The sequence below is a fragment of the Rhodococcus sp. OAS809 genome, from assembly GCF_040546695.1.
In the GTDB taxonomy this organism is placed as follows: Bacteria; Actinomycetota; Actinomycetes; order Mycobacteriales; family Mycobacteriaceae; genus Rhodococcus_F; species Rhodococcus_F qingshengii.
Map to the genome: position 1 here is coordinate 2927759 of NZ_JBEPOI010000002.1, position 21787 is coordinate 2949545.

A 21787-nucleotide genomic window follows, 5' to 3' on the forward strand; every position below is an offset into this window, starting at 1 on the left:
ATACACATACGATGACGGAAACACAGAACGCCGATACACAGAACGCCGAAACACAGAACGCCAGCGAACTCGAGGAATCAAAGATGCAAGAACAGCTTCAAGAACTCGTCGATCAGTGGAGGGTCGAGGCAAACATCCCCGGCGTCTCGGTCGGCATCGTTCACGGCGACAAGGACATCGTCGTCACCAGTGGCATCGAGAGCGTCGAAACCCAACTCCCGGTCACCGACAAGACGATGTTCATGATCGGCTCCACCACAAAGGTGTTCGCCGCAACAGCCGCGATGGCACTCGTCGAGGACGGCCTACTCGATCTCGACACCCCGTTGGTCGAGTACGTCCCCGAACTGACCTTCGCCGACGAAACAGCCACGCGCACAGTCACGATGCGTCACCTCCTCACCCACACCGGCGGATTCACCGGCGACGCGGGCCTCTCGGCAGGCTGGGGCGAAGACGCCCTGGGACGCTCGGTTTCACGGCTGAACGAACTGCGACAAGAATTTCCCGTCGGAGAAGTCTTCTCCTACAGCAACTCCGGATTCGTTCTCGCCGGACATGTCGTGGCCAAGATCAGCGGACTGACCTTCGAAGAGCTGGTCAAGCAGCGCGTGCTCGACCCCCTCGAAATGAAGAACTCGGCCTTCCTGCCCTGGGACGTGATGACCCACCGGTTCGCACTCGGTCACTACATCCGCGACGGTGTGCCGTTCGTGTCCAACGAAACCGGACTGGACCGCGGCATGATCCCTTGCGGCGGAATGTGGTCCTCGGTGCGAGACCAACTCGTCTGGGCACGTTACGCACTGTCGGGCGAACACCCCGGCGAAGGACAGCCACTCGACGAGTCCACCCGGTTGTTGATGCAGAAGCCGCAGCGTCCCGCCGCGATGATGTTCGAAGAAGTCGGCCTGGGATGGCTGTTGACTCGATACGGAACCACTCAGGTAGTGCGGCACGGCGGAAACGTGAGCAACCTCCAGGTCTCCGAGTTCATGACAGTGCCCGAGAAGAACTTCGCCGTCACCGTGCTGACCAACGCACTCGGCGGCGGAATCGGCAAGAAGATCGTCGACTGGTGCATGGCCAACCTCACTGAACTACCCACGCCGGCATCCCTGGACGTGGTCGAGCCCGAACCCGCTGCCGTCGACGCAGTCCTGGGCAAGTATCAGGCCGGCTCACTGACGATGACCGTCGCCCCCGGTGACGAGGGAATCGGCATCCGGATGGGCAGCGCGCAGGATCTCGGTGAATACGAGGACATCGTCTGGCCGCCGGCAATCCCGATCGCCTTCCTCAACGACCGTGACTTCGCTGCTCGCGCCGACACCACCCGGGCGTTGGGCCGCTTCGTCACCGACGACACCGGTCGCGCCGTGATGCTCGAATTCGGCGGCCGCACCGCCAAGCGAGTGGCCTGATCCTCTAGACGGGTGACGCGGTCCGATTACGGGACCGCGTCACCCGTCTTCGTAAATGCACAGCCGAGAAGGTACAGACTGGACGCCATGAACTTCATCGGCGAGTCGATTCTGCACCCCTCCCGGTGGAGCGTGCGTGCCCGTTCGACCGTGGCATCGACACTCGTGATCGCCTTCTGCCTGGTGATCGCCGGGCTTGCACTGGTTTTCGTGCTGGCAAACTCCCTGCATCTGTCCGCGCTGAACAGCTCCGACGCTCGCGCCACGCAATTGGTCCAGCAGCTCAACGGAAAAAACCCGGCCGATCTCGACCCTTCGCTTCTGTCCACAGACAGTCAGATCGGAATCGTGCAGATCGTCGACGCCGATCACCGAATAGTCGCCCAATCACCTGGAACCGACAGCGACCTCCTGTCCGAACGTTTTCTCGGCCCTGACGAGTCGGACGCTCTCGGAAGGGTCAAGAAGTCCGACGACGAGGACTACTGGCTGATCGGGCGAGGCGCTCAGACGGCGACCGGACCAGTCACCGTCTTCGTCGGCGCCGACCGCGAACCGGTTGAAACCGTGGTGACGACCGTTGCCGTTCTGCTGGCCATCGTCGGACCTCTGGTCCTGGGGCTGGCAGCGTTTGCCACCTACCGCCTCGTCGGTTCGGCCCTCGCTCCCGTCGAACGCATCCGCGCTCGGGTAGCATCGATTTCGAGTGGGCGTCAAGGTGAACGAGTGCCTGTCCCGTCAGGGAACGACGAGATAGCCCGACTGGCAACAACAATGAACGACATGCTGGCGCGCCTCGACGAAGGTGCGCTGGCCCAGCAACGATTTGTCAGCGATGCCTCACACGAGTTACGCAGTCCGCTGTCCACGATCACGACGGCCCTCGAACTGGCACACCGACGCCCGGATCTCCTCGACGACGCGCTGATCGAAGACGCACTACTTCCCGAGGCGCGCCGGATGCGGCAGTTGATCGAAGACCTGTTGATTCTCGCGCGCTCTGACGAAAGCGAACTCGAAAAGTTCGGCATCGTCGTCGACGTCGACCTCGATGACATCTTGTTCGCCGAGCAGAAAAGGATCGACGGTATCTCCGCAGTTACGGTCGCCGCTGCCGTGGCTCCGGTTCGGGTCTCCGGAGACCCGAGAGCATTGACGCGGATGGTGCGAAACCTCGTGGACAATGCAGTGCGGCATGCGGAGACCCTCGTGTATCTCGAGTGCTCCGAAGCCGGAAACGAAGCCCACATCGTGATCGAGGACGACGGGCCCGGAATCCCTGCAGCAGAACGCGAACGAATCTTCGGACGCTTCGTCCGCCTGGACCAGCCGCGGTCGAGGCAGGGAGGCGGGTCCGGACTTGGACTCGCCATCGCGTCGGAAATAGTTGCGGCGCACCACGGAACCATTTCCGTCAGCGAGAGGGCGGGCGGTGGAAGTCGATTCGAGGTGACGATTCCGGTACCGAACGACTGACGATCAGGCAGTGCCGACAAAGCGGTACCCGACGCCTCGGACCGTTTCGATGCTCTGAGTTCCGAACGGGAGGTCGAGCTTCTTACGAAGGTAACCGATATACACCTCGACGATGTTCTCGTCACCTTCGTAGTTGGTGTCCCAGACGGAGCGAACGATCTCGGTCTTCGTGACCACCACACCATTGTTGCGCATCAAGAATTCGAGAACGCTGTACTCCCTTGGCGTCAGGGTCAATTCGATTCCCGCTCTGCTCACCTGATGTTTGGCCGGGTCGAGGGACAGGTCTCCAACGGAGAGTATCGCCGGACGTTGTGGAGCGCCGCGACGCACCAGTGCGCGCAGCCGAGCGAGAAGCACGACAAACGAGAATGGCTTGACCAGGTAGTCGTCGGCGCCGAGATCGAATGCATCAGCCAGGTCGTATTCGCCGTCCTTTGCCGAGAGCATGAGGATCGGCGTCCAGATCTCCCGGGCGCGTAGATCCCGCACGATGTCGTACCCGTGTTTGCCCGGCAACATGATGTCGAGAACGATCACGTCGAATTCGTCACTGCACGCAGTCGCGAATCCGTCGTCACCGTTGAGTTCGACGGCGGTCACGAATCCCTCGGCCACCAATCCCCGCCGGATCGTCTCGGCCAGGCGCACTTCGTCTTCGACCACCAGTACTCGCACCACCGGCCCCGTTTCGTCGCCACGCAGTTGTTCGGATGCACCCAGTAGAGCAGACGGTAGACCCAGAGCCGAGTTCCGTTCAGCGTTTCTTCAGCTTCGGCTCGTCACACTGCATTCATGCCTGCAACTGTGTCGACCGTGCGAAACGTGGTCACCGAAGTCCTGACCGAGAGCACCACCGCAGAGATCGCGGTTGCCGCAATCGTGGTGGCCGCAGCTCTGTTCGCGTTCGGTTCGATCTACCGAGCTTCCGGCGTTCGGTCTACAGCCCTTCGCACGTGCGGACTCGTGCTTGCACTGGTGACGCTGTCGATCCAGGTGTATGGAAGCGGGTGGTTGACGAGCTTCGACGGGCCGGTGACCGACTGGATGGTCGATCATCGGAGCGGCGCCCTGAACCAGATCGCGGTCGCCGTCACAGATCTCGGTAGCCCGGTCGCCACCGCGCTACTCGGGATCACCTGCGGAGTGCTCATCTCATGGCGAGCGCGTTCGGTCGTTCCGGGCTTGATCGTGATCGGAACCGTTGGCGGGGCGGCGGTCGCCAGCACGGTAATCAAAGCGCTCGTCGGTCGCGAACGTCCGCCGACCAACATCCAGGTTCTTCTCGAGACCGGCCACTCGTTCCCCTCCGGTCACGTGACGGGCACAGCAGCGCTGTTCGGCATTGCCGTTCTCGTTGTGAGCGTCGACCGAACACCGGCCGTCAAACGCCTTCTGATGCTCCTCGCCGTGACGGTCACCGTCGTCGTCGCGCTGACTCGCCTCTACTTGGGTGCGCACTGGCTCACCGACGTCATCGCCGGAGCCATTCTCGCGACGCTTGCAGTCACGGTGGGTGGAGCCCTCTTCCGATTCGTCGGCACTCACAACCAAGCTGAATCGACTACTGCTGCAATGCGCTCTGCAGAACCTTCAGCACTTCACGAGCCGCAGTCGGCCCGGTATTGAGGTAAAAGACGTCATCGTCAACAGCGACGGCGTGGTTGGCGACCACACCACGTAACTGCGCCCACAACGGCGCGTTCGTCAATGTCGCCGGGTCCCCGCCCTGCACGCCGTAGAAGATCCAGTCGGCGTCCGCCACGTTCAACTCTTCTTCACTGATGTCTCGGGAAGTGTCGTCGAACTGCTGCGACTGCGGACGGGTCAAGCCGGCATCCTTCGCGATACTGCCGGTGAACGAAGGAATACCGAAGATGCGCAGACGATTTCCGTTCTGGCGCGTGAACGACACCGTCGGCGGCGACGAGAGGGAAGCACCGAGGGCCGCGGCATCGGTATTGAAGGTATCCAGCAGTGCCGCCGCCTGCTGCGTCTTACCTACCCCGTCGGCAACCAGCAGGAAGTCCTGCTTCCAGTAGACGCCGGTTCCCTGTGTTGCCACCGTGGGTGCGATGGCGGAAAGCTGGTCGTACAGCGAATCAGCGTCCTTTCCTGCAACATTCATCAAGATCAGGTCAGGATCGAGCGTGACGATCGCTTCGAAATTCGGTGTGAAGCGTCCACCTGCGTCAACGACATCACTTAGCTGAGTACGGAATTCGGGGTACGCAGACAACAAGTACGGAGGCACCAGGTCCGCACCGTCACCACGCGTCGAACCTGCGGGCACGACACCGAGCGACAGGAGTGCATCTGCTTGCCCGGTCGAGATGACGACAACCTTTTCGGGCTGCGATTCGATCGTGGTGTCCCCTTTGAAGTGTGAGACGGTACGAGGGAACTCGCCGTCCGACTTTCCGCTCCCCATTCCAACCGGGACTTCTCGCGGAGCGACAAACGCAGAGTCCGCCGGAGCTGACGCACTGATCTCGGCATCTGTGGGCGACGCGTCCTCGCTCGAGCAGCCACTGAGAGCTGCCACCAATGTCAGTGCGCCGATCAGCATTACACTGCGTGACTTCTTTCGAAAATTCATGATCGTGTCCCGTACGTCGTGAAGCATGACAGCTTCATCTTCCGTCATGGTTAGGTGACCCTACCCTTTGAAGAACTGTAAACTATATCTGTGTCAGATACAGTTCCAGGGCGTGGATCACACGGGGTCGATCGCTACTCTGATCACGTGCCCACCGCGGAAGAAGCATCGAGATCACTCATCGCTGCGGCGTTCGAATTGCGTCGAGCGCTGCGGGAATACATGGCTACGTCAGGCACCGACGCGACTTTGCCCGAGGCACAATCCGAAGTACTTCACGATGTCGCACAACACCCGGGCACTCGCATCGGGGCCGTGGCCGATCGTCTCTCCAGACGCCCGAACACCGTCAGCACGCTGGTGCGCACACTCTCCGACAAAGACCTGATCGAACGGCGACCCGATCCCACGGACGGCCGAGTGAGCACACTTTTCGTGAAGGACGAGCGAAGCGCGCGACGAGACCGTCGATCCGAACTACGCATCGGCGTTCTCGCCGAAGAATTGGCGTCCCTCGACGAGGGCGCCCTCGACACATTGACCACTGCCGTCGGTATCCTCGACCGAGTCAATCGATCATTGCGAGATCACGCGCCGCGATGACACTCCGGGACATACAGAAGCGGTGCGGTGCAGCACCTGCCGCACCGCACCGCACCTGCTGACGAGTTACCGCCCTAGTTCATGTCGTTCGCAATGATGTTCTCGATATTCCGTTCGGCCAGAGCGGTGATGGTGACGAACGGATTGACTCCCACATTGCCCGGTACGAGGGATCCGTCCATGACGTACAGACCCGGGTACTCCGGCAGACGACCGTAGCCGTCGGTCGCCTTGCCGAGCACACAACCGCCGAGGGGGTGGTACGTCAACTGATCGCCCCACGTCTGCGTCGGGCCGAAGAGGTCGGTCCGGTAGATCGTGCCTTCCTTCTTGTTGATCTTGTCGAAGAGCTTCTTCGCCATGTCGATCGACGGCTGGTTCTGCGAGCGCTGCCAGTTCAATCCGACCTTGCCTGTTGCCGAGTTGAATTGGAACTGAGCACGTTGCGGATTCTTGGCAATCGCCAAGTACAGGCTGACCCACAGTTCGGTACCGGCCGGGAAGGGTGCGATTTCCGCAAAGACGGGAGCGGATGTGTCGGCCCAGTTGTCGATACCCATCACGGGGATCGCCGACTGCTTCGCACCGGTGGCGTCCCACATGTGATTGGCGCGGCCCACCATCACGTTGCCGTTGTGACCCCATTCCTGTCCAACTGCACCCGGCAAATTCGCCAGCTGCCCTTGCGCTTTCATCGCGACCAGGAGCTTGCTGGTCCCGATACTGCCGGCCGCGAAGAAGACCTTGTCCGCCGTCACTGTCTTGGTGCCGACGGTATTGCCCTGCTCGTTGATCTGGTTCATCACCACTTGATAGCCACCGCCGGTCGCGGCCGGGGAAACCGAGGTCACGACGTGCAGAGCTGAAATGGTGAGCTTGCCGGTGGCGGATGCCGCAGCGAGGTACGTCTTGTCCAGAGATTTCTTTCCGGCATTGTTGCCGTAGATGACCTCACTGACCAGAGCGGACTTGGTGACCTGGCCGGCAGCTTCTTGCTTCATGTAGTTGAAGTCGTAGACATTCGGCACGAACGTTGTTGTGTAACCGGATCTCTCAGCGGTCTTTCGCCCCGTCCGCGCGAACTTGTAGTACTCGGTCGATTCGAACCAGGCCGGGTCGATGTTGTTGACTCCGAGCGCAGCGTTCGCGCGCGGGAAATACGTCGAGTACATCTCGTTGGAATCGACACCGGGCAGGATCTCTTCGAAATAGTTACGCTTGGGTGTGACGGCCATACCGCCGTTGACCAGCGACCCACCGCCGACCCCTCGGCCCTGGTAGACCTTGATCCCGCCGAAGTCCTCGGCGTCGAGAACACCGACGTAGCGGCTGATGTTCTTGTCCACCGAGCCGCCGGAGAAGTGTGAAACCGGTTGAACTGTACGGTCTCTGAGCCAGAAGGACCGACCGTCGGGCGAGAGCATCGGGCAGAAGATCTTGCCGTCGGACCCTGGTGTGGTCCACGACTTCCCCATCTCGACCATGTGCGTGTCGATACCGGCCTGTGTCAGGCGAAGTGCCGCAACGGCACCGCCGTATCCACTGCCGATCACGAGCGCGGGGACACGGTCTCCGTCGTTCAATGCTCGTCTGGGCGCAGCGGCCGCCGTGGTCCACGAGGACGAGAGTGCGGCGGCCCCCACAGCTAATCCTGTTGCTGCCAAGAAGTTTCTACGCGAGAGCGTGGAATTGGTACGTGCGTGCCGTTCGTTGGATCCAGCGCGAATGCTCAAGTGTGCCCTTCTCTTTCCGTGACCCCCGCGCTGAGATATACCGGGAGAAACCGAACGAGAAGTCCATACTCGTGGGTAACTTCAAGGAACCGTTGATTTTCCATGAAAAGGGCCGATGAACAGAAAGTTCACCGGCCCTCCGAAAGAACGAGTCAGGGAATTGAGATGCGACCTTCGACGGCGCCGAGCCCGATGTCCTTGCGGAAATGACCGCCGGGAAGCTTGACGTCGGCGATCTTTGCGTAGGCGTCGTCGCGAGCTTCGGTCAGATCCTTGCCCACTCCGACAACACTCAGCACACGCCCGCCGGCCGAGACGACGGCACCGTCTTCACGCTTCTTGGTACCGGCGTGCAGGACTCCGTCGGCGTCGGCTCCGGTGATCACGTCGCCGGTGCGTGGGGTTGACGGGTAGTTCTCCGCGGCAATCACGACCGTGACAGCGGAACCGTCGCGCCACTGCAACGGACCGACCGAATCGAGTGTTCCGGTCGAGGCCGCATTGAGTAGACCGCCCAGCGGCGTTTCGAGGAGAGCAAGCACGGCCTGAGTTTCGGGGTCACCGAACCGGCAGTTGAATTCGACGACGGCCGGGCCGTCGACACCGATCGCCAGACCGGCGTAGAGAAGGCCGGAGAAACTGCTACCGCGCGCGACCAACTCGGCAGCGACAGGCTTGACGACGTCGTCGACGATCTGCGTGACCATCTCGTCGGGCAGCCACGGCAATGGGGTGTACGCGCCCATGCCGCCGGTGTTGGGTCCGGAGTCTCCGTCGCCTACTCGCTTGTGGTCCTGAGCCGGGAGCAGCGGGATCACGGTTTCGCCGTCGACGAGGCAGAAGAGCGAAACTTCCGGACCGTCGAGGAAGGACTCGAGGAGAACCGGGTGTCCGGTCTCGAGCAGTTCTGCGGCATGATCGCGCGCGGCGAGACGATCCGTCGTGACGACTACGCCCTTACCCGCGGCCAGTCCGTCGTCCTTGACCACCCAGTTGGGACCGAAGCGGTCGAGTGCTTCGTCGAGCTTGGCCGGATTGTCGACGATCTCGCTGTGAGCGGTCTTGACGCCGGCGACAGCCATCACGTCCTTGGCGAAAGCCTTCGATCCCTCGATGCGGGCGGCGTCGGCCGAAGGCCCGAAGCAGGCGATACCTGCTGCGCGCACCGCGTCTGCGACACCGAGGACCAGCGGAACCTCGGGTCCGATGACGACGAGGTCGGCTTCGACCTTCTGGGCCAGCGCGGTAACCGCGTCACCCGAAGCGACGTCGATGGGGTGCTGCTCGGCGATTTTTGCGATCCCGGCATTGCCAGGCGCGCAGATCAGGGCCGTGACACCTGGATCGCGAGCAAGAGAGAGAAGGAGGGCATGTTCACGGGCTCCGGAGCCGATTACTAGTACGCGCACGGTGAACAGACTACGGCCTGCGATAACAGGGCTCTCGGAGTGCCACTGGCGGGGCCAAGGTCCCAGCGATCGGCCTTTGTGCGAAATATCCGTTTCGAGATGAGATCATATGAATACCTGAATAGGTGAACAGATGTTTTCGTACACCTGTCCACCAAGGAAAGGACACCCGTGAAACTCCACAAACCAGGCGTTCTGACGCTCACCGCAACCGCCGCAATCGGCGCACTTCTGATCACGTCGTGCAGTAGCCCGACTGGCACCGACTCCTCGGGCAACAACGACGGCCTGGTCTTGGCCGACGGCTACGAGCTGGGCGGCTACAACCCGGTCGCAGGCTTCGGCGCTGCCGGTGAGGCCAAGATGTACGACGGCCTCGTCCGGCTCACCGGAGGGACCGGCATGCCGGGATTCGAGCCGTCTCTGGCCGCGGAGATGCCCACTGCCAATGCCGACGCGACAGTCTGGACGGTCAAGCTACGTGACGGCGTCACCTTCTCCGACGGGTCGACCTTCGACGCCGACGACGTGGTTGCCACGTACAAGGCGATCCTCGATCCGGCTTCCGCCTCCGAAGCGCGTTCGTCGTACGACATGATCAGCGACGTCGTGGCCGTCGACGACAGCACAGTCGAGTTTCGTCTCGCCTACTCGTATGCGCCCCTGCTGACGAAGATGCTGATCGGCATGGTCCCGTCGGAATCCCTCGCGACACCCGGACTGGCCGCCGAATCGCCGTTGAACACCGCGCCTGTCGGTACGGGTCCGTACACACTCGTCGATCTCTCACCGGATCGAGCGGTCTTCGAGGCGAACGAGAACTACTGGGACGGTGCACCGGAGATCAAGAAGCTCACTCTCCTCTACGTTCCGGACGACAACACCCGCGCCCAACGTATGGTATCCGGCGAGATCGACGGAACCAATCTCCCTCCACTGCTTGCCAATACGTTCTCGGGCAAAGACAACATGTCGGTGACTGCCCATCAGTCAGCGGACTGGCGCGGTCTCTCACTTCCGACGAACAATCCCGTGGCAGGCGACAAAGCCGTACGGATGGCGCTCAACCTCGCCGCCGATCGCCAGTCGATGATCGACAACGTCCTGGGCGGACACGGCCGCGTCGCCGCCACCCCGATCCCCGAGGTCTACGGCGATTCGTACAACCCGAACGCAACCTTCGCCTACGACCCGGCCGAGGCCGAGCGAATTCTCACCGAAGCGGGCTGGATCGAAGGTGCCGACGGAATCCGTTCGAAAGACGGTCAGCGGGCGCAGTTCACGATCATGTACAACTCCGTCGACACCGTTCGACGTGATCTCGCTCAGGCATTTGCCTCCGATGCTCTCGCTGTCGGCATCGAGGTGGATCTCGAAGCGCTCTCCTGGGACCGCATAGACCCTCGAATCAACCAGGATTCGACGCTTCTCGGTGGTGGAGACGAACCTTTCGATCCAGACACGCAGGCGTACGACGCGCTGAACTCGAAGTACATAGCGCCCGGGGTCGGCAGCATCTACGACAACGCCAGCGACTACTCCAATCCAGCAGTCGACGCAGGCTTGGAAGTAGGACGCCGCAGCCTGGATCAGGCAACGCGTGACGCCGCGTATCGCGACGTGCAGCAGGCGTACGTCGAGGATCCCGGATTTGTCATCCTCGTATTCCTCGACCATACGTACGTTTCGAAGGATTCCGACTGGCAGATGTCCGGACCTGTACTCGAGCCACACTCACACGGTGTGACCTGGGGCCCGTGGTGGTCACTGCAGACGTGGGCCAGAGGGCAATGACAGCGGTCGACGTTCGGGTAGACGCGCGGCAATCGCTCGACCACCGTGGCAACTCCCGCCGAAAGGCCATCCTCACGATGGTCGGTCGGCGGGCGTTGTTCATCGTGCCGGTGATCGCCGTGGTGTCCGCGGGACTCTTTGCCGCCGCCGCGATCTCACCGTTCGATCCACTTGTCGGCTACCTGGGCACGCGATACATGACGACCAGCGACGCGGACAAAGCGTTGATCGCCGATCAGATGGGTTTCGACAACCCCTGGTACAGCACGTACTGGAATTGGCTCCAGGGCGTGTTCACCGGTGATCTCGGGATCTCCAGATCGTTCAATCAGCCTGTTTCCCAAGTTATCTTCGAGCGTCTGCCATGGACCCTGCTGCTGGTCGGTATCTCACTCCTCATCGCGATTCTCGCCTCGCTGACACTCGGTGTTCTCGCCGGAATCCGCAGTGGAGGATTCTTGGACAAGACCGTGTCCGGGCTGAGCGTCGTGGTCCAAGGACTTCCGCCGTTTGTCTTGTCGCTGGGTGCCATCGCGCTCTTCGCGTTGACTCTCGGCTGGCTCCCGGTCGCCGGGTTGACCGACGGGGGTGCCGATCCCACACCGGGACAGGTGATCCGGCACTTGGTCCTACCGGTGACGGTCCTCTCCATCTCGCAGATGCCGTGGCTCCTACTCGCGGTCCGAGAATCCGTCGTGGGTTCGAAAAGTGAGGGATTTGTCGCGGGCGCCGTAGCACGCGGAATCCCGACGCCGACCATCACGAAACGCCACATACTGCCGACCTCACTGGCGCCTTTCGTGAACATCGTCGGCGTGCGACTGCCCGAGCTGATAGTCGGGGCAGTGCTGGTGGAAGAGGTCTTCAGTTGGCCAGGGATCGCCGGCGCCATCGTCTCGTCAGCCCGTGACCTCGACATGGCACTGCTCGCGTTCCTCACCGTCGGTACGACATTGACGGTCATGCTCGGCTCACTGATTGCCGACGTCCTCGTTGCAGTACTCGACCCGAGAGTGAGTACCGATGGCTGAACGACGCTTCAAGATCGCCGTCGGCGTGCTGATCCTCGTGGCGCTGTACGCGGCGTTGGTCCCATGGTTGGCCGACGTCGACGACCGAGTCACAGACTTCTCGGCGGCTCGCCTGGCTCCGTCGTTCGATCACCCGTTCGGAACTGACTCGGCGGGCCGAGATCTATTCGTGCGCATAGCTGCAGGCATCAGAACCTCACTTCTGATCGCACTCGCCTGCGCGCTGCTCGCCACGGTGATCGGCGTCGCCGTTGGCACTACGGCCGGACTGGTCGGCGGCTGGGTGGACAGGTTCGTCATGCGCGGCACCGATGCCGTCAACGCACTCCCCCACCTGTTGCTCGGCATCGTCATCGTCGCGATGTTCCGTGGAAGCATTGCCGCCATCGTGCTTTCGATCGCACTGACCCACTGGACCCAAGTGGCCCGGATCATCCGCTCCGAGATCTTGAGTCTGCGCGACCGTCCCTACATCGACGCCGCCATTCTCGCGGGAGCCAGTCGACGTCACGTGATCATGCGCCACCTCGTGCCGGCGACGGCGCCACAGGCTTTGATCGCAGTCGTTCTCCTGCTGCCCCACGCCGTCTGGCACGAATCGACGTTGTCCTTCCTGGGATTCGGCCTTCCCCCGCACAAGCCCAGTCTCGGGACGCTTCTCGAAGAGGCACGCGGTTCTCTGCTCCTCGGCGGTTGGTGGACGCTGGTATTCCCCGCCGCAGTTCTCGTGATCGCCACCGTCGCAGTTGCCGTCGCCGGTTCGGCCCTGCGGTCGATGCTCACGCCCCCTCGACCTTCGGAGTTGCGACTGTGAACCACGGCCTGCGCATCGAATCTCTCACCGTCAGGATCCCTCTACTCGGAGGATCGGTAGTTCACGCTGCGAGCGACATCGACCTCGACGTTCAAGCTGGCACGGTGACCGCACTTGTCGGGGAATCGGGGTGTGGCAAGTCGATCATCGCCACCTCGGTCATGAACATGTTGCCGCCGAATGCTTCTCGAACCGGAACGGTCACCGTCGGAACACCGGACCTCGAGATCGACGTCTTCTCCGGCGCCGCGTTCCGTGGGCGGCACGTGGCTCTCGTTCCACAATCCGCCGCAACACATCTCACCCCCGTCCGCACTGCGCGATCGCAGCTACAGGAGACGATCGACGCACTCGGCAGCGATCACACTTGCGATGCCTTGGCACTTCGCGTCGGACTCGAACCGTCGGCCCTGGACTGCTACCCGCACGAACTGTCGGGCGGCATGGCGCAACGCGTGGCCATTGCCGGTGCGCTGGCCGGGAATCCGTCGGTGATCGTCGCAGACGAACCCACCGCCAACCTCGACCGCGAACTCACCGACCACGTCATGGGATTACTTCGAGAGTGCGCGGACGCCGGAGCGGCGGTCCTGCTCATCACCCATGACCTGGCATCCCTCACCCGCAGCGGTGTCGCTGATCGACTTGCCGTCATGTACGCATCACGCATCATGGAGACCGGTCCGGCCGCGCTGGTGTTCAAAGATCCGCTTCACGATTACACCCGAGACCTTCTCGGCGCCTTACCTTCCAGAGGTTTGACTCCCATGCCGGGATCGCCACCGCAACTCACCGATCTCCCCAAGGAGTGCGTCTATCACCTACGACGCCCGGAGTCGAAACAATCCGGTGGCCCGACCGAACTCGTCACATTGGGTGACCGCACGTACCGAACGCTGCGGAAGGTGGGCTGACATGAGTCTGCAAGCTCTGGGAATCACCAGAGGTTACCGTCGCAACCGGCCAGTTCTCGAGAACGTCTCGCTCGAGATTCCGTCGGGAAAGCTGATCGGCCTGACCGGGCCTTCGGGCACCGGAAAATCAACACTTGCAAGGATTCTCGCTTCGCTGGATGCACCGTGGTCAGGCGAAGTGCGGATCGACGGATCACCCGTTGTGGGTACCAAATTCTCGGTACCCGCGGCACTACGCGGCACGGTGTCCATGCTGTTTCAGTCACCTCGCGCATCGACCGACCCTCGGCAGACGCTCGCCTCGATCATCGGCCAACCCGGTGACATTGCCAGTAGGTCAATCGATGTGGCCGCGCTGGCAGCAGAAGTGGGCCTCACTCCCGATCTCTTGTCGCGCAGACCACACCAGGTGAGCGACGGCCAACTACAGCGCGCCTGCCTGGCGAGATCGCTGGCGCAACAACCGAAATACCTCATCTGTGACGAGGCGACGGCGATGCTCGACGCCGCCACGACGGCCGCGCTCATTCGGTTGATCGAGAGTCGCGCCGCCGAAACCGGCGTCGGTGTATTACTCATCAGCCATGATCGCGAATTACTCGGCGCCTGCTGCGACGTGGTCCACGACCTCGACAGTATCAGCGCTTAGCCCCTGCGAAATCGACCCTTGACCCGAACGTATGTTCGAGTATGATTTGGGCAGGGGATCGGGGGATTCAATGAGTGTCTTGTTGTCGGATGTGGTGTCTGGTTCTGCGGTGGGGTTGCGCGGACGGTTGTGGCGGTTGACTGCTGCCGAGTTGCGCGCTGCTGCTGTCGAGGCGAGTGCGGAGATTCTTCGTCTCGAAGCTGTGCGTGTTGCGGTGGTGGACGAACTGTCGTTGCGCCCGGATGATCAGGTGATTGCCAGTCGCGGAGTGGGTGCGTGGTTGGCGGCTAACACCATGCTGCAGGTTCGGGACGGGAAGAAGATCGCCGCGTTAGGTGCAGCTTTGCGGCCGTTTCCGGCGGTGGCGGCTCGGTTCGATGGCGGGGACTGCTCCTTCGAGCACGCCGTGTTGATCGTGGCGTTCTGCGAATCACCACCGAAAGGCATGCCAGACGCCGCGCTCCCTCGCTGTATCGACCTACTGCTTGCGGCTGCGTCGGGTGTGGAAGCGACGACCACGAAAGTGCGGAACGTGATCGCGACCTTGGAGCGGTTGTTCGAATCGGATGAGATTCCGCCCGCCGAGGATGTCGATCTCAATGAGTTGCGGATCGCCTCGACATTGAACGGTCGGGTGGTGGTGCGTGGGGATTTCGACGCTCTCACCGGTGAGATGTTGCTGTCGGCGTTGTCGAATCTGACGATGCCCACCCCGGCACCCGATGGAACCCCGGATGCTCGGTCGACGGCGAAGCGCACGGCGGACGGGTTCACCGAACTGATCCGCCGGTATCTGGACTGCGCGAAAACCGGTACCGATGGTGGCCAACGCCCGCACGTGAACGTGCACATCAACGCGCGTGATCTCGCTGAGCACCGTGACTGCGCCGCAACACCCTCCACTGCTGATGGTGAAGAGTCTCAGTCGGATCTCGATGTCGGGCACATGCCCTGGCTCGGACCACTGTCCGTGTCGCAGACCAGACTCCTCGGCTGTGATTGTTTCCTGTCCACAGTCCTGCTCGACAGTCACGGCGCGCCGTTGGATGCGCAACCAGGAAAACGATTGGTCACCGCCGAACAGCGAGTGGCGTTGATCGCCCGGGACAGAGGCTGCGCGTTCCCCGGCTGCACATGTGTACCGGCCTGGACTGATGCGCACCATATCCGGCACTGGGCGAACGGCGGCCCGACGGTGATGAACAACCTGGTCCTGCTGTGCCGTTCGCACCACCGGCTGATGCACCGCAAATCCGGGTTCGTCGGGAAATGGAAAATCCGCATCGGCGCCGACAACAAACCCTGGTTCATCCCACCACCCTCGATCGACCCCGGCCAGCAACCGCGGCCGGCGAACACCACCTTCAAAACCTGAGGACGAACCTCAGGCATACAACTTCACGCCAGGTCCGCATCGGAGGAAGCACCTCCGATGCGGACCTGGCGTGCGTTCATTATGGTCAGCCTGCAACCGTCAAGTCGTAGAGGGTTACTCCGTCCACCGTTGTGGCGGTGAAGTTTTCGGTCACCCACGTCGAGATAGCGGTAGCGGTGCCTTCGGCGTTCATACCGCCACCCATCCCACCGCCAGCGATGAAGAAGTGAATCTTGCCCTCTGCCACGTACTGCTGGAACTGCGCGAGCGTCGGCGACGGATCGCTCCCGTTGAACCCTCCGATAGCCATGACCGGTGACTGCGTCGCAAGCTGATAACCCGATGCGCTGTTGGACCCGATTGCCGCGGCTACCCACGTGAACTGGTCGGAGTTCTCTTCGAGAGTGGACACAACAGCGGCTCCCGGCGTGCTGCCCTGCAGTAGACCACCGGCACCGCCTCCCATTGCGCCTCGCGTCCCGTCGGTGGTCGGCGTGGTACCGCCCGGAACTGTTGCACCACCGGGCATCTGACCCATTCCTACAGGGGGCGTGCCCGGCATTCCGGTCCCAGCCCCGTCAGTCCGACGGTTACCGCCATCAGCCGTGCCACCGAATCCACCGAATCCACCGAAGCCTCCGCGGCCACCTCCGGGCCCGCCCATTCCACCTTCGACGCTCGGTCCGGCCGAAACTATGGAACCGGTATGCGGAGTGTTGATCGTGTCGATCGCGTATGCAGTCGGACCTGCCAGACCGGTGAAGATCGCTGCGAGAATCACTGCTACAGCCAATCGACCTCGCGTCACTGCCGGAATCAGCACTGCCAAGGCACTGACGATGCCGACCACCAGAATGGTCCAGCGAAGCCACGGTACGAACGAAGGCGAGCGTCCGAGCAGTACCCACGCCATCGCGACGGTTGCGGCCAAGGACACCGCCAGAATGATGCGAACCCAGAGGACGTCACGATGACGCCACGCCACTACCGATCCTGAACCGATCAGCGCGGCGATCGCCGGCGCCAGCGCAACGGTGTAGTAGGCGTGGAAGATTCCCGCCATGAAACTGAAGGTCAGTCCGGTCACCAACAGCCAGAGCCCCCAGACGATGAATGACGCACGCTGTGTGTCAGCGCGGGGTGCCTTGCCTCGCAGCACGATTCCAGCCACCAGAAGTATCAGTGCAGCAGGAATCAACCAGGCGATCTGTCCGCCCTGGGCCGATTCGAACAGTCGGGTAATGCCGGTACTCCCCCACATACCACCGCCGGCCCCACCACCTGGTGCCATACCTCCCCCGGCCATACCACCTGCGGCCTCGCCCATGCCGGGGAAACCGCCCGCAGCAGCGCCGGCCGCAGCATCACCAGCACCGCGCATTCCGCCGCCGCCGACGCTTCCGGTCTCGTTGCCGCTCAAGCGTCCGAGCCCGTTGTAGCCGAGCGTCAGTTCGAGAATCGAATTGTTCTGTGAACCACCGATCCACGGACGCGAGTCGGCCGGCCACAGTTCGACGATTGCCAACCACCCTCCGGCGGAGACGATCAGTCCGCCCAGTGCCGCGAACAGTTGGAGTACGCGCTTACCCAGTTTCGGCGGTCCGGCGATCAGATAGGTGAGCGCCAGCGGTGGAACCACCAACATGACCTGTAATTGCTTTGTCAGGAAACCGAATCCGCAGAAGATACCGACCAACACGAGCCAGCGGGTGCGGCCGTCCTGCACGGCGCGCATCATCGCCCACACTGCTGCGATCATCAGGAGCACCAGCAGAGCATCCGGGTTGTTGAACCGGAACATCAGCGCCGCTACGGGTGTGAGCGCAAGTACCAGGCCCGCGAGGAGGCCGGCGGCCGCACCGAAATACCGTCGAACCGTTCCCCACAACAGTGCAACCGATCCGACCCCGAGGAGTGCCTGCGGCACCAACATCGCCCAGGAATTGAGTCCGAAGATGCGAACCGACAGCGACATCAACCACAGGGACATGGGCGGCTTGTCGACGGTGATCGAGTTTGCAGCGTCCGAGGAGCCGAAGAAGAAAGCCTTCCACGACACCGAACCTGCCTGTACCGCAGCGGCATAGAACGAGTTGGCCCATCCGGACGCACCCAGGCCCCAGATGTAGGCGACTCCGGTGCCCACCAACAACACTCCCAGTGCCCACGGTTCCCAGCGCACCTGACGTTGCGGTTCCGGCGCTGGCAGCGGCGCGGCGAGTGTCTCTGCAGTGGCGGTCATCGATTGGCTCCTACGGATTGTGCGGTGCGAAACACCCAGCGCAGTGCGATGAATCGACTGACTGTGGCAACAAGATTGGCGATGACGAGTACGGCAAGCTCCACGTGCTTGGAAGCGTCGGGCGCCATGACGTCGAGCACGAACAACGATCCGCTGGTGAGCAGTAGACCGAACCCGAACACGAGCAGGCCCTGCATCTGGTGACGAGCGGATCCTTCCGACCCTCGGATCCCGAAGGTGAAGGCCCGGTTGGCGGCGGTGTTGAATACCGCGGTCACCAGCAATGCGACGGCGTTGGCCCACTGCGCACCCATGATCGAGTGCAGAGCGAGGTAGAGCAGCGCGTACGCGAGCGTCGAAATGACTCCCACCACGGCAAAGCGTGAGAGCTGCCCGACCATTCCTCGTGGAACTCCGGGAACCAACGGTTCACGTCCGAAACTTGCCCTGAGCTCGGCCAATGGAAGGGAACCAGTAGACAGTGCTCGCCCGACACGGACCACACCTTTGAGGTCGGCAACTGCCGTGGCAATGATGTCCACCCGACTGTCCGGGTCGTCCACCCAGTCGACAGGGACCTCGTGAATCCGCATGCCCGCTCGCTCGGCCAGCACCAGCAATTCGGTATCGAAGAACCACCCGGTGTCCTCCACCAGCGGAAGTAGTTGCCGTGCAACATCGACGCGCATGGCTTTGAATCCGCACTGGGCGTCGGAGAAGCGAGCATGCAGTGCGCTTCGGAGGATGAGGTTGTAGCTACGTGAGATGAACTCACGCTTGGGGCCGCGCACCACGCGGGACGATCGTGCCAGCCGGGAACCGATGGCAATGTCCGAGTGTCCGGAGAGCAACGGAGCAATCAACGGCATCAGGGCGTTGAGGTCGGTCGAGAGGTCGACGTCCATGTACGCGACCACGTCGGCATCGGAGTCGCTCCATACCTGCCGCAGTGCTCGACCACGACCCTTCGCATCCAGGTGGACGACCCGGACGTCGTCGAATTCTTCGGCGAGGGAACGTGCCAGTGCCAACGTGCCGTCGACACTGGCGTTGTCCGCGATGGTAATTCGTGCAGAGAATGGCACCTGCGTGCGTAAATGCCGGCGCAGGCGCCGCACGCACGTCTCGAGGCCTGCCTCTTCGTTGTATACCGGGACGACCACGTCCAGCACTACAGTCGTCGCGGAGACCTCCTCTGCGTCCGTGCTGCCCGCGGTCTGCATGGCTTCTGTCGTCATGCGTCCTAGATTTGTCGGGCCGGCTCCGACGAACCTGCGTCCAGCCTGGGAGTTTCCTGGCAACCGGACGCGGGCTAATCTCGGGGTATGCCTTCAGTCTTCAGTGCCATCATCAACGGGGATCTACCAGGACGTTTCGTGTGGGAGGACGAGGACGTCGTCGCGTTCTTGACCATCGCGCCGGTAACGCAGGGCCACGTGCTTGTGGTTCCGCGAGCCGAGGTCGATCAGTGGCAGGACGTGGATCCTGAACTCTTTGCCAAGGTCACCGATGTTGCCCGCAACCTCGGCCAAGCCGTGCGGAAGGCGTTCGACGCGCCTCGGTCGGGTCTCCTCATCGCAGGTCTGGAAGTTCCGCATCTTCACGTTCATGTTTTCCCCGCATACGACATGGGGAACTTCGACATCAGTGGCGCCGACACCTCGCCGACACCTGAATCTCTCGACGAGGCACAGACCAAACTCAAGTCGGCGCTACGCGACCTCGGCTTCGAGGCAACTGTCTCGACTCGTTGATCGCATACCTTCGACCGAATTTCGCTGGCCGATAACTGGACTCCCCGCCGCAGCCTCCAACGGAGGTTGCGGCGGTCGCATTTGTCGCTCCTACCGACCGTGACCTGCGATTGCACACCGAACAGTCCGTTTCGCGCTGTCGCGCGAGCACGAGATTCGCTGCTACCGTGGGTCGCTGGTCCGGGACCTAGGGCCCTAAAACTGGTTCACGTGTTAACAGTCGGAGGACAAGGGAGCAATGCAGGAACGTGCCAAGATCAGTCGCCGACAGATTCTTCAAGGTGCTGCTGATCGGTTCGAAGTCACGGGGTACGGCAGCACGAGCATGAATGACATCGTGTCCGCGGCGCAGATGACCAAGGGCGCGGTCTATTTTCACTTCTCGTCCAAAGACGAACTGGCTCAGGCGGTGATCGAAGAACAGCACCAGATCTCGATCAGTGCCTTCACCGCAGTTGCAGCCACAGGCGCACCGGCACTGGAACAGCTCGTCATGGTGTGCCACGAGATGGGCCGCCAACTCGTCGCAGAACCTATTGTTCGTGCGGGAATCCGACTTACCCTCGAGTTGGCCTCTGCCGACGGTTCGCAAGGCCCGTACGTCGTGTGGATCCGCGAGCTTCGAAAACTGGCCGAGGCCGCGAAGCTCGAAGGCGACATCCGCGACGATGTGGAGCCGGAATCGGTGGGTCGCGTGGTGATCTCGGCATTCACCGGCGTTCAACTGGTTTCGAACGTTCTCACCAGACGAAGCGATTTGAACGACCGTATCGACGAATTGTTCACCCTCCTGTTGGCAGGCGTGGTCTCCGACAAGCGACGCAGCGCCGTCGCCGAACTGGTCGGATGTCGCCTCGAAACTTATGCGTCCTGATCCGGAGAACACCCCGACGCCCGGATGATTCGGCGCAACAGCACCGAACCGTGCGCCAACCTTCGTCGATTCGTACAAGACCCCCCGTCGTCGACTCACTATCGTCAGATCCACGAATAACCCAGATACATGGATACCGACGAAAGGGCTTCTCGAATGACCGAAACCGCCACGTACGTTGAGAGCGCACAGCAGGAGATCGCTGCTGTACTCGCCGAAGCGAAGACCGATGCCTACGTCCACGCACGCGACATCGATTCCGGCGAAGAGTTCGGCTACGGCGCGGACGAAGGTGTCATCCTCGCCTCCGTTTTCAAGATTCCTGTTGTGCTTCAGTACGCCCGTGAAGTAGCGGCAGGCACCCTTGATCCGACCGAGCACGCCACGGTGACCGCCGAGTTCCGCTCCGGCGGCATCGGTATCGGCGGCTGCGCCGACGACGTGACTGCAAGCTGGCGAGACCTCGCTCTGCTCATGATGAGCTTCAGCGACAACGCCGCCACGGATTTCTTGTACGAGCGTCTCGGACTCGACAACATCGTCGCAACGCTGCGCGGGCTCGGTTTGGAGAAGACCAACTTGGTCCGTGACTGCCGAGGCCTCTTCAAGACGGTCTACGACGACCTCGGCGTCGACAAGGGCACCTTGCTGGAAATGCCCCCCATCGAAATTCTTCGGACAATTTCCGTCATGGATCCCGCCCGCTCCAATTCCAGTACTCCTCGTGAGATCACAATGTTGCTGGCTGCAATCTGGAGGGATGAAGCCGGCCCCGCATCGGCTTGTGAAGAGGTCCGAACCATCATGAGCAAGCAGGTCTGGCCGCACCGCCTTTCGTCCGGTTTCCCCGACGAGGTCACTGTCGCCGCCAAGACCGGAACGCTGGGACTGGTACGAAACGAAGCCGGCGTCGTGGCGTACCCGGACGGCAAGCGTTACGCCGTCGGTGTCTTCACCAAGTCCCACGAGCTCACCCACCGCGCCCCGAAGATCGACGCCTCCATCGGAACCGTCGGCCGCATCGCTGTCGAAGCACTTCGCAACAACAGCTGATCCGAACCCACTGACAAAGAATGCGGGTCGCGCTGAGAAATCA

The 21787-nt window shown here is 62.1% G+C and carries 19 protein-coding genes; 13 read left to right on the forward strand and 6 right to left on the reverse strand.

Annotated features, from left to right (window positions below; all coding sequences use genetic code 11):
* Positions 1-11 precede the first annotated feature (11 nt).
* Together ABIE52_RS16720 and ABIE52_RS16725 are read left to right on the forward strand one after the other, a co-directional pair.
* Positions 12-1424 (forward strand): serine hydrolase domain-containing protein, encoded by a 1413-nt coding sequence (locus ABIE52_RS16720; protein ID WP_192712141.1) that lies wholly within the window; start codon positions 12-14, stop codon positions 1422-1424.
* Between the two features lie 87 nt (positions 1425-1511).
* Entirely contained in the window at positions 1512-2900 is a 1389-nt protein-coding gene (locus ABIE52_RS16725; protein ID WP_054188020.1) for a sensor histidine kinase, read from the forward strand.
* A 3-nt stretch (positions 2901-2903) separates the two neighbouring features.
* On the opposite strand, the gene ABIE52_RS16730 is transcribed toward ABIE52_RS16725, so the two are convergent.
* Complete coding sequence (locus tag ABIE52_RS16730) at positions 2904-3578, reverse strand: response regulator transcription factor (RefSeq protein WP_037132434.1); 675 nt, start codon at positions 3576-3578, stop codon at positions 2904-2906.
* Between the two features lie 117 nt (positions 3579-3695).
* Here ABIE52_RS16730 and ABIE52_RS16735 point away from each other — a divergent pair, with 117 nt between their 5' ends.
* A complete protein-coding gene (locus ABIE52_RS16735) occupies positions 3696-4529 on the forward strand; it encodes a phosphatase PAP2 family protein (protein WP_207624134.1) in 834 nt (277 codons plus the stop codon).
* On the opposite strand, the gene ABIE52_RS16740 is transcribed toward ABIE52_RS16735, so the two are convergent.
* On the reverse strand, positions 4465-5547 hold the full coding sequence (locus ABIE52_RS16740; protein ID WP_354541503.1) for an ABC transporter substrate-binding protein: 1083 nt from the start codon (positions 5545-5547) through the stop codon (positions 4465-4467). The two genes, ABIE52_RS16735 and ABIE52_RS16740, sit on opposite strands and share 65 nt — an antisense overlap.
* Before the next feature lie 99 nt (positions 5548-5646).
* Here ABIE52_RS16740 and ABIE52_RS16745 point away from each other — a divergent pair, with 99 nt between their 5' ends.
* On the forward strand, positions 5647-6102 hold the full coding sequence (locus ABIE52_RS16745) for a MarR family winged helix-turn-helix transcriptional regulator (protein ID WP_192711971.1): 456 nt from the start codon (positions 5647-5649) through the stop codon (positions 6100-6102).
* A 74-nt stretch (positions 6103-6176) separates the two neighbouring features.
* On the opposite strand, the gene ABIE52_RS16750 is transcribed toward ABIE52_RS16745, so the two are convergent.
* The gene (locus ABIE52_RS16750) at positions 6177-7835 is read right to left on the reverse strand and encodes a GMC oxidoreductase (protein ID WP_054188022.1); all 1659 of its coding nucleotides are present in this window, start codon (positions 7833-7835) and stop codon (positions 6177-6179) included.
* A 152-nt stretch (positions 7836-7987) separates the two neighbouring features.
* Positions 7988-9244 carry a phosphoribosylamine--glycine ligase gene (purD, locus tag ABIE52_RS16755; protein WP_007734401.1) on the reverse strand — a complete coding sequence of 419 codons (1257 nt, stop codon included), beginning with the start codon at positions 9242-9244 and terminating at the stop codon, positions 7988-7990.
* Positions 9245-9415: 171 nt separating this feature from the next.
* Between purD and ABIE52_RS16760 the strand changes: the two genes are divergently transcribed.
* From ABIE52_RS16760 to ABIE52_RS16785, 6 genes are all read left to right on the forward strand, one after another.
* Complete coding sequence (locus ABIE52_RS16760) at positions 9416-11038, forward strand: ABC transporter substrate-binding protein (RefSeq protein WP_065456111.1); 1623 nt, start codon at positions 9416-9418, stop codon at positions 11036-11038.
* Positions 11035-12069: an ABC transporter permease gene (locus tag ABIE52_RS16765; protein ID WP_192711970.1), complete on the forward strand. Its 1035-nt coding sequence runs from the start codon at positions 11035-11037 to the stop codon at positions 12067-12069. The genes ABIE52_RS16760 and ABIE52_RS16765 overlap by 4 nt, the downstream gene beginning before the upstream one ends.
* Entirely contained in the window at positions 12062-12883 is an 822-nt protein-coding gene (locus ABIE52_RS16770) for an ABC transporter permease (protein ID WP_058039176.1), read from the forward strand. The genes ABIE52_RS16765 and ABIE52_RS16770 overlap by 8 nt, the downstream gene beginning before the upstream one ends.
* Positions 12880-13797, forward strand: coding sequence for an oligopeptide/dipeptide ABC transporter ATP-binding protein (locus ABIE52_RS16775; RefSeq protein ID WP_058039177.1), 918 nt, complete (start codon positions 12880-12882; stop codon positions 13795-13797). Before ABIE52_RS16770 ends, ABIE52_RS16775 begins: the two co-directional genes overlap by 4 nt.
* A gap of 1 nt (position 13798) precedes the next feature.
* Positions 13799-14446, forward strand: coding sequence for an ABC transporter ATP-binding protein (locus ABIE52_RS16780; RefSeq protein WP_192711969.1), 648 nt, complete (start codon positions 13799-13801; stop codon positions 14444-14446).
* 70 nt (positions 14447-14516) lie between these two features.
* Positions 14517-15821, forward strand: coding sequence for an HNH endonuclease signature motif containing protein (locus ABIE52_RS16785; RefSeq protein ID WP_192711968.1), 1305 nt, complete (start codon positions 14517-14519; stop codon positions 15819-15821).
* An 85-nt stretch (positions 15822-15906) separates the two neighbouring features.
* On the opposite strand, the gene ABIE52_RS16790 is transcribed toward ABIE52_RS16785, so the two are convergent.
* The gene (locus ABIE52_RS16790) at positions 15907-18063 is read right to left on the reverse strand and encodes a glycosyltransferase family 39 protein (RefSeq protein ID WP_192711967.1); all 2157 of its coding nucleotides are present in this window, start codon (positions 18061-18063) and stop codon (positions 15907-15909) included.
* Positions 18060-19301 carry a bifunctional glycosyltransferase family 2/GtrA family protein gene (locus ABIE52_RS16795; protein WP_007734387.1) on the reverse strand — a complete coding sequence of 414 codons (1242 nt, stop codon included), beginning with the start codon at positions 19299-19301 and terminating at the stop codon, positions 18060-18062. The genes ABIE52_RS16790 and ABIE52_RS16795 overlap by 4 nt, the downstream gene beginning before the upstream one ends.
* Positions 19302-19388: 87 nt before the next feature.
* On the opposite strand from ABIE52_RS16795, the gene ABIE52_RS16800 reads away from it, so the two are divergent.
* The 3 genes from ABIE52_RS16800 (at position 19389) to ABIE52_RS16810 (ending at position 21744) form a co-directional block, all read left to right on the forward strand.
* Positions 19389-19817, forward strand: coding sequence for an HIT family protein (locus tag ABIE52_RS16800; RefSeq protein WP_192711966.1), 429 nt, complete (start codon positions 19389-19391; stop codon positions 19815-19817).
* 238 nt (positions 19818-20055) lie between these two features.
* Positions 20056-20691, forward strand: a complete 636-nt coding sequence (locus ABIE52_RS16805; RefSeq protein ID WP_070161497.1) for a ScbR family autoregulator-binding transcription factor — start codon at positions 20056-20058, stop codon at positions 20689-20691.
* Between the two features lie 156 nt (positions 20692-20847).
* Entirely contained in the window at positions 20848-21744 is an 897-nt protein-coding gene (locus tag ABIE52_RS16810; protein WP_007734380.1) for a serine hydrolase, read from the forward strand.
* Positions 21745-21787 lie beyond the last annotated feature (43 nt).

Excerpts from the sequence above, each read along its gene's own strand:
- ABIE52_RS16720 (WP_192712141.1), top strand. The coding sequence starts at position 12 with ATGACGGAAACACAGAACGCCGATACACAGAACGCCGAAACACAGAAC.
- ABIE52_RS16725 (WP_054188020.1), top strand. The coding sequence starts at position 1,512 with ATGAACTTCATCGGCGAGTCGATTCTGCACCCCTCCCGGTGGAGCGTG.
- ABIE52_RS16735 (WP_207624134.1), top strand. The coding sequence starts at position 3,696 with ATGCCTGCAACTGTGTCGACCGTGCGAAACGTGGTCACCGAAGTCCTG.
- ABIE52_RS16740 (WP_354541503.1), bottom strand. The coding sequence starts at position 5,547 with ATGACGGAAGATGAAGCTGTCATGCTTCACGACGTACGGGACACGATC.
- ABIE52_RS16765 (WP_192711970.1), top strand. The coding sequence starts at position 11,035 with ATGACAGCGGTCGACGTTCGGGTAGACGCGCGGCAATCGCTCGACCAC.
- ABIE52_RS16770 (WP_058039176.1), top strand. The coding sequence starts at position 12,062 with ATGGCTGAACGACGCTTCAAGATCGCCGTCGGCGTGCTGATCCTCGTG.
- ABIE52_RS16780 (WP_192711969.1), top strand. The coding sequence starts at position 13,799 with ATGAGTCTGCAAGCTCTGGGAATCACCAGAGGTTACCGTCGCAACCGG.
- ABIE52_RS16785 (WP_192711968.1), top strand. The coding sequence starts at position 14,517 with ATGAGTGTCTTGTTGTCGGATGTGGTGTCTGGTTCTGCGGTGGGGTTG.
- ABIE52_RS16790 (WP_192711967.1), bottom strand. The coding sequence starts at position 18,063 with ATGACCGCCACTGCAGAGACACTCGCCGCGCCGCTGCCAGCGCCGGAA.
- ABIE52_RS16795 (WP_007734387.1), bottom strand. The coding sequence starts at position 19,301 with ATGACGACAGAAGCCATGCAGACCGCGGGCAGCACGGACGCAGAGGAG.
- ABIE52_RS16800 (WP_192711966.1), top strand. The coding sequence starts at position 19,389 with ATGCCTTCAGTCTTCAGTGCCATCATCAACGGGGATCTACCAGGACGT.
- ABIE52_RS16805 (WP_070161497.1), top strand. The coding sequence starts at position 20,056 with ATGCAGGAACGTGCCAAGATCAGTCGCCGACAGATTCTTCAAGGTGCT.
- ABIE52_RS16810 (WP_007734380.1), top strand. The coding sequence starts at position 20,848 with ATGACCGAAACCGCCACGTACGTTGAGAGCGCACAGCAGGAGATCGCT.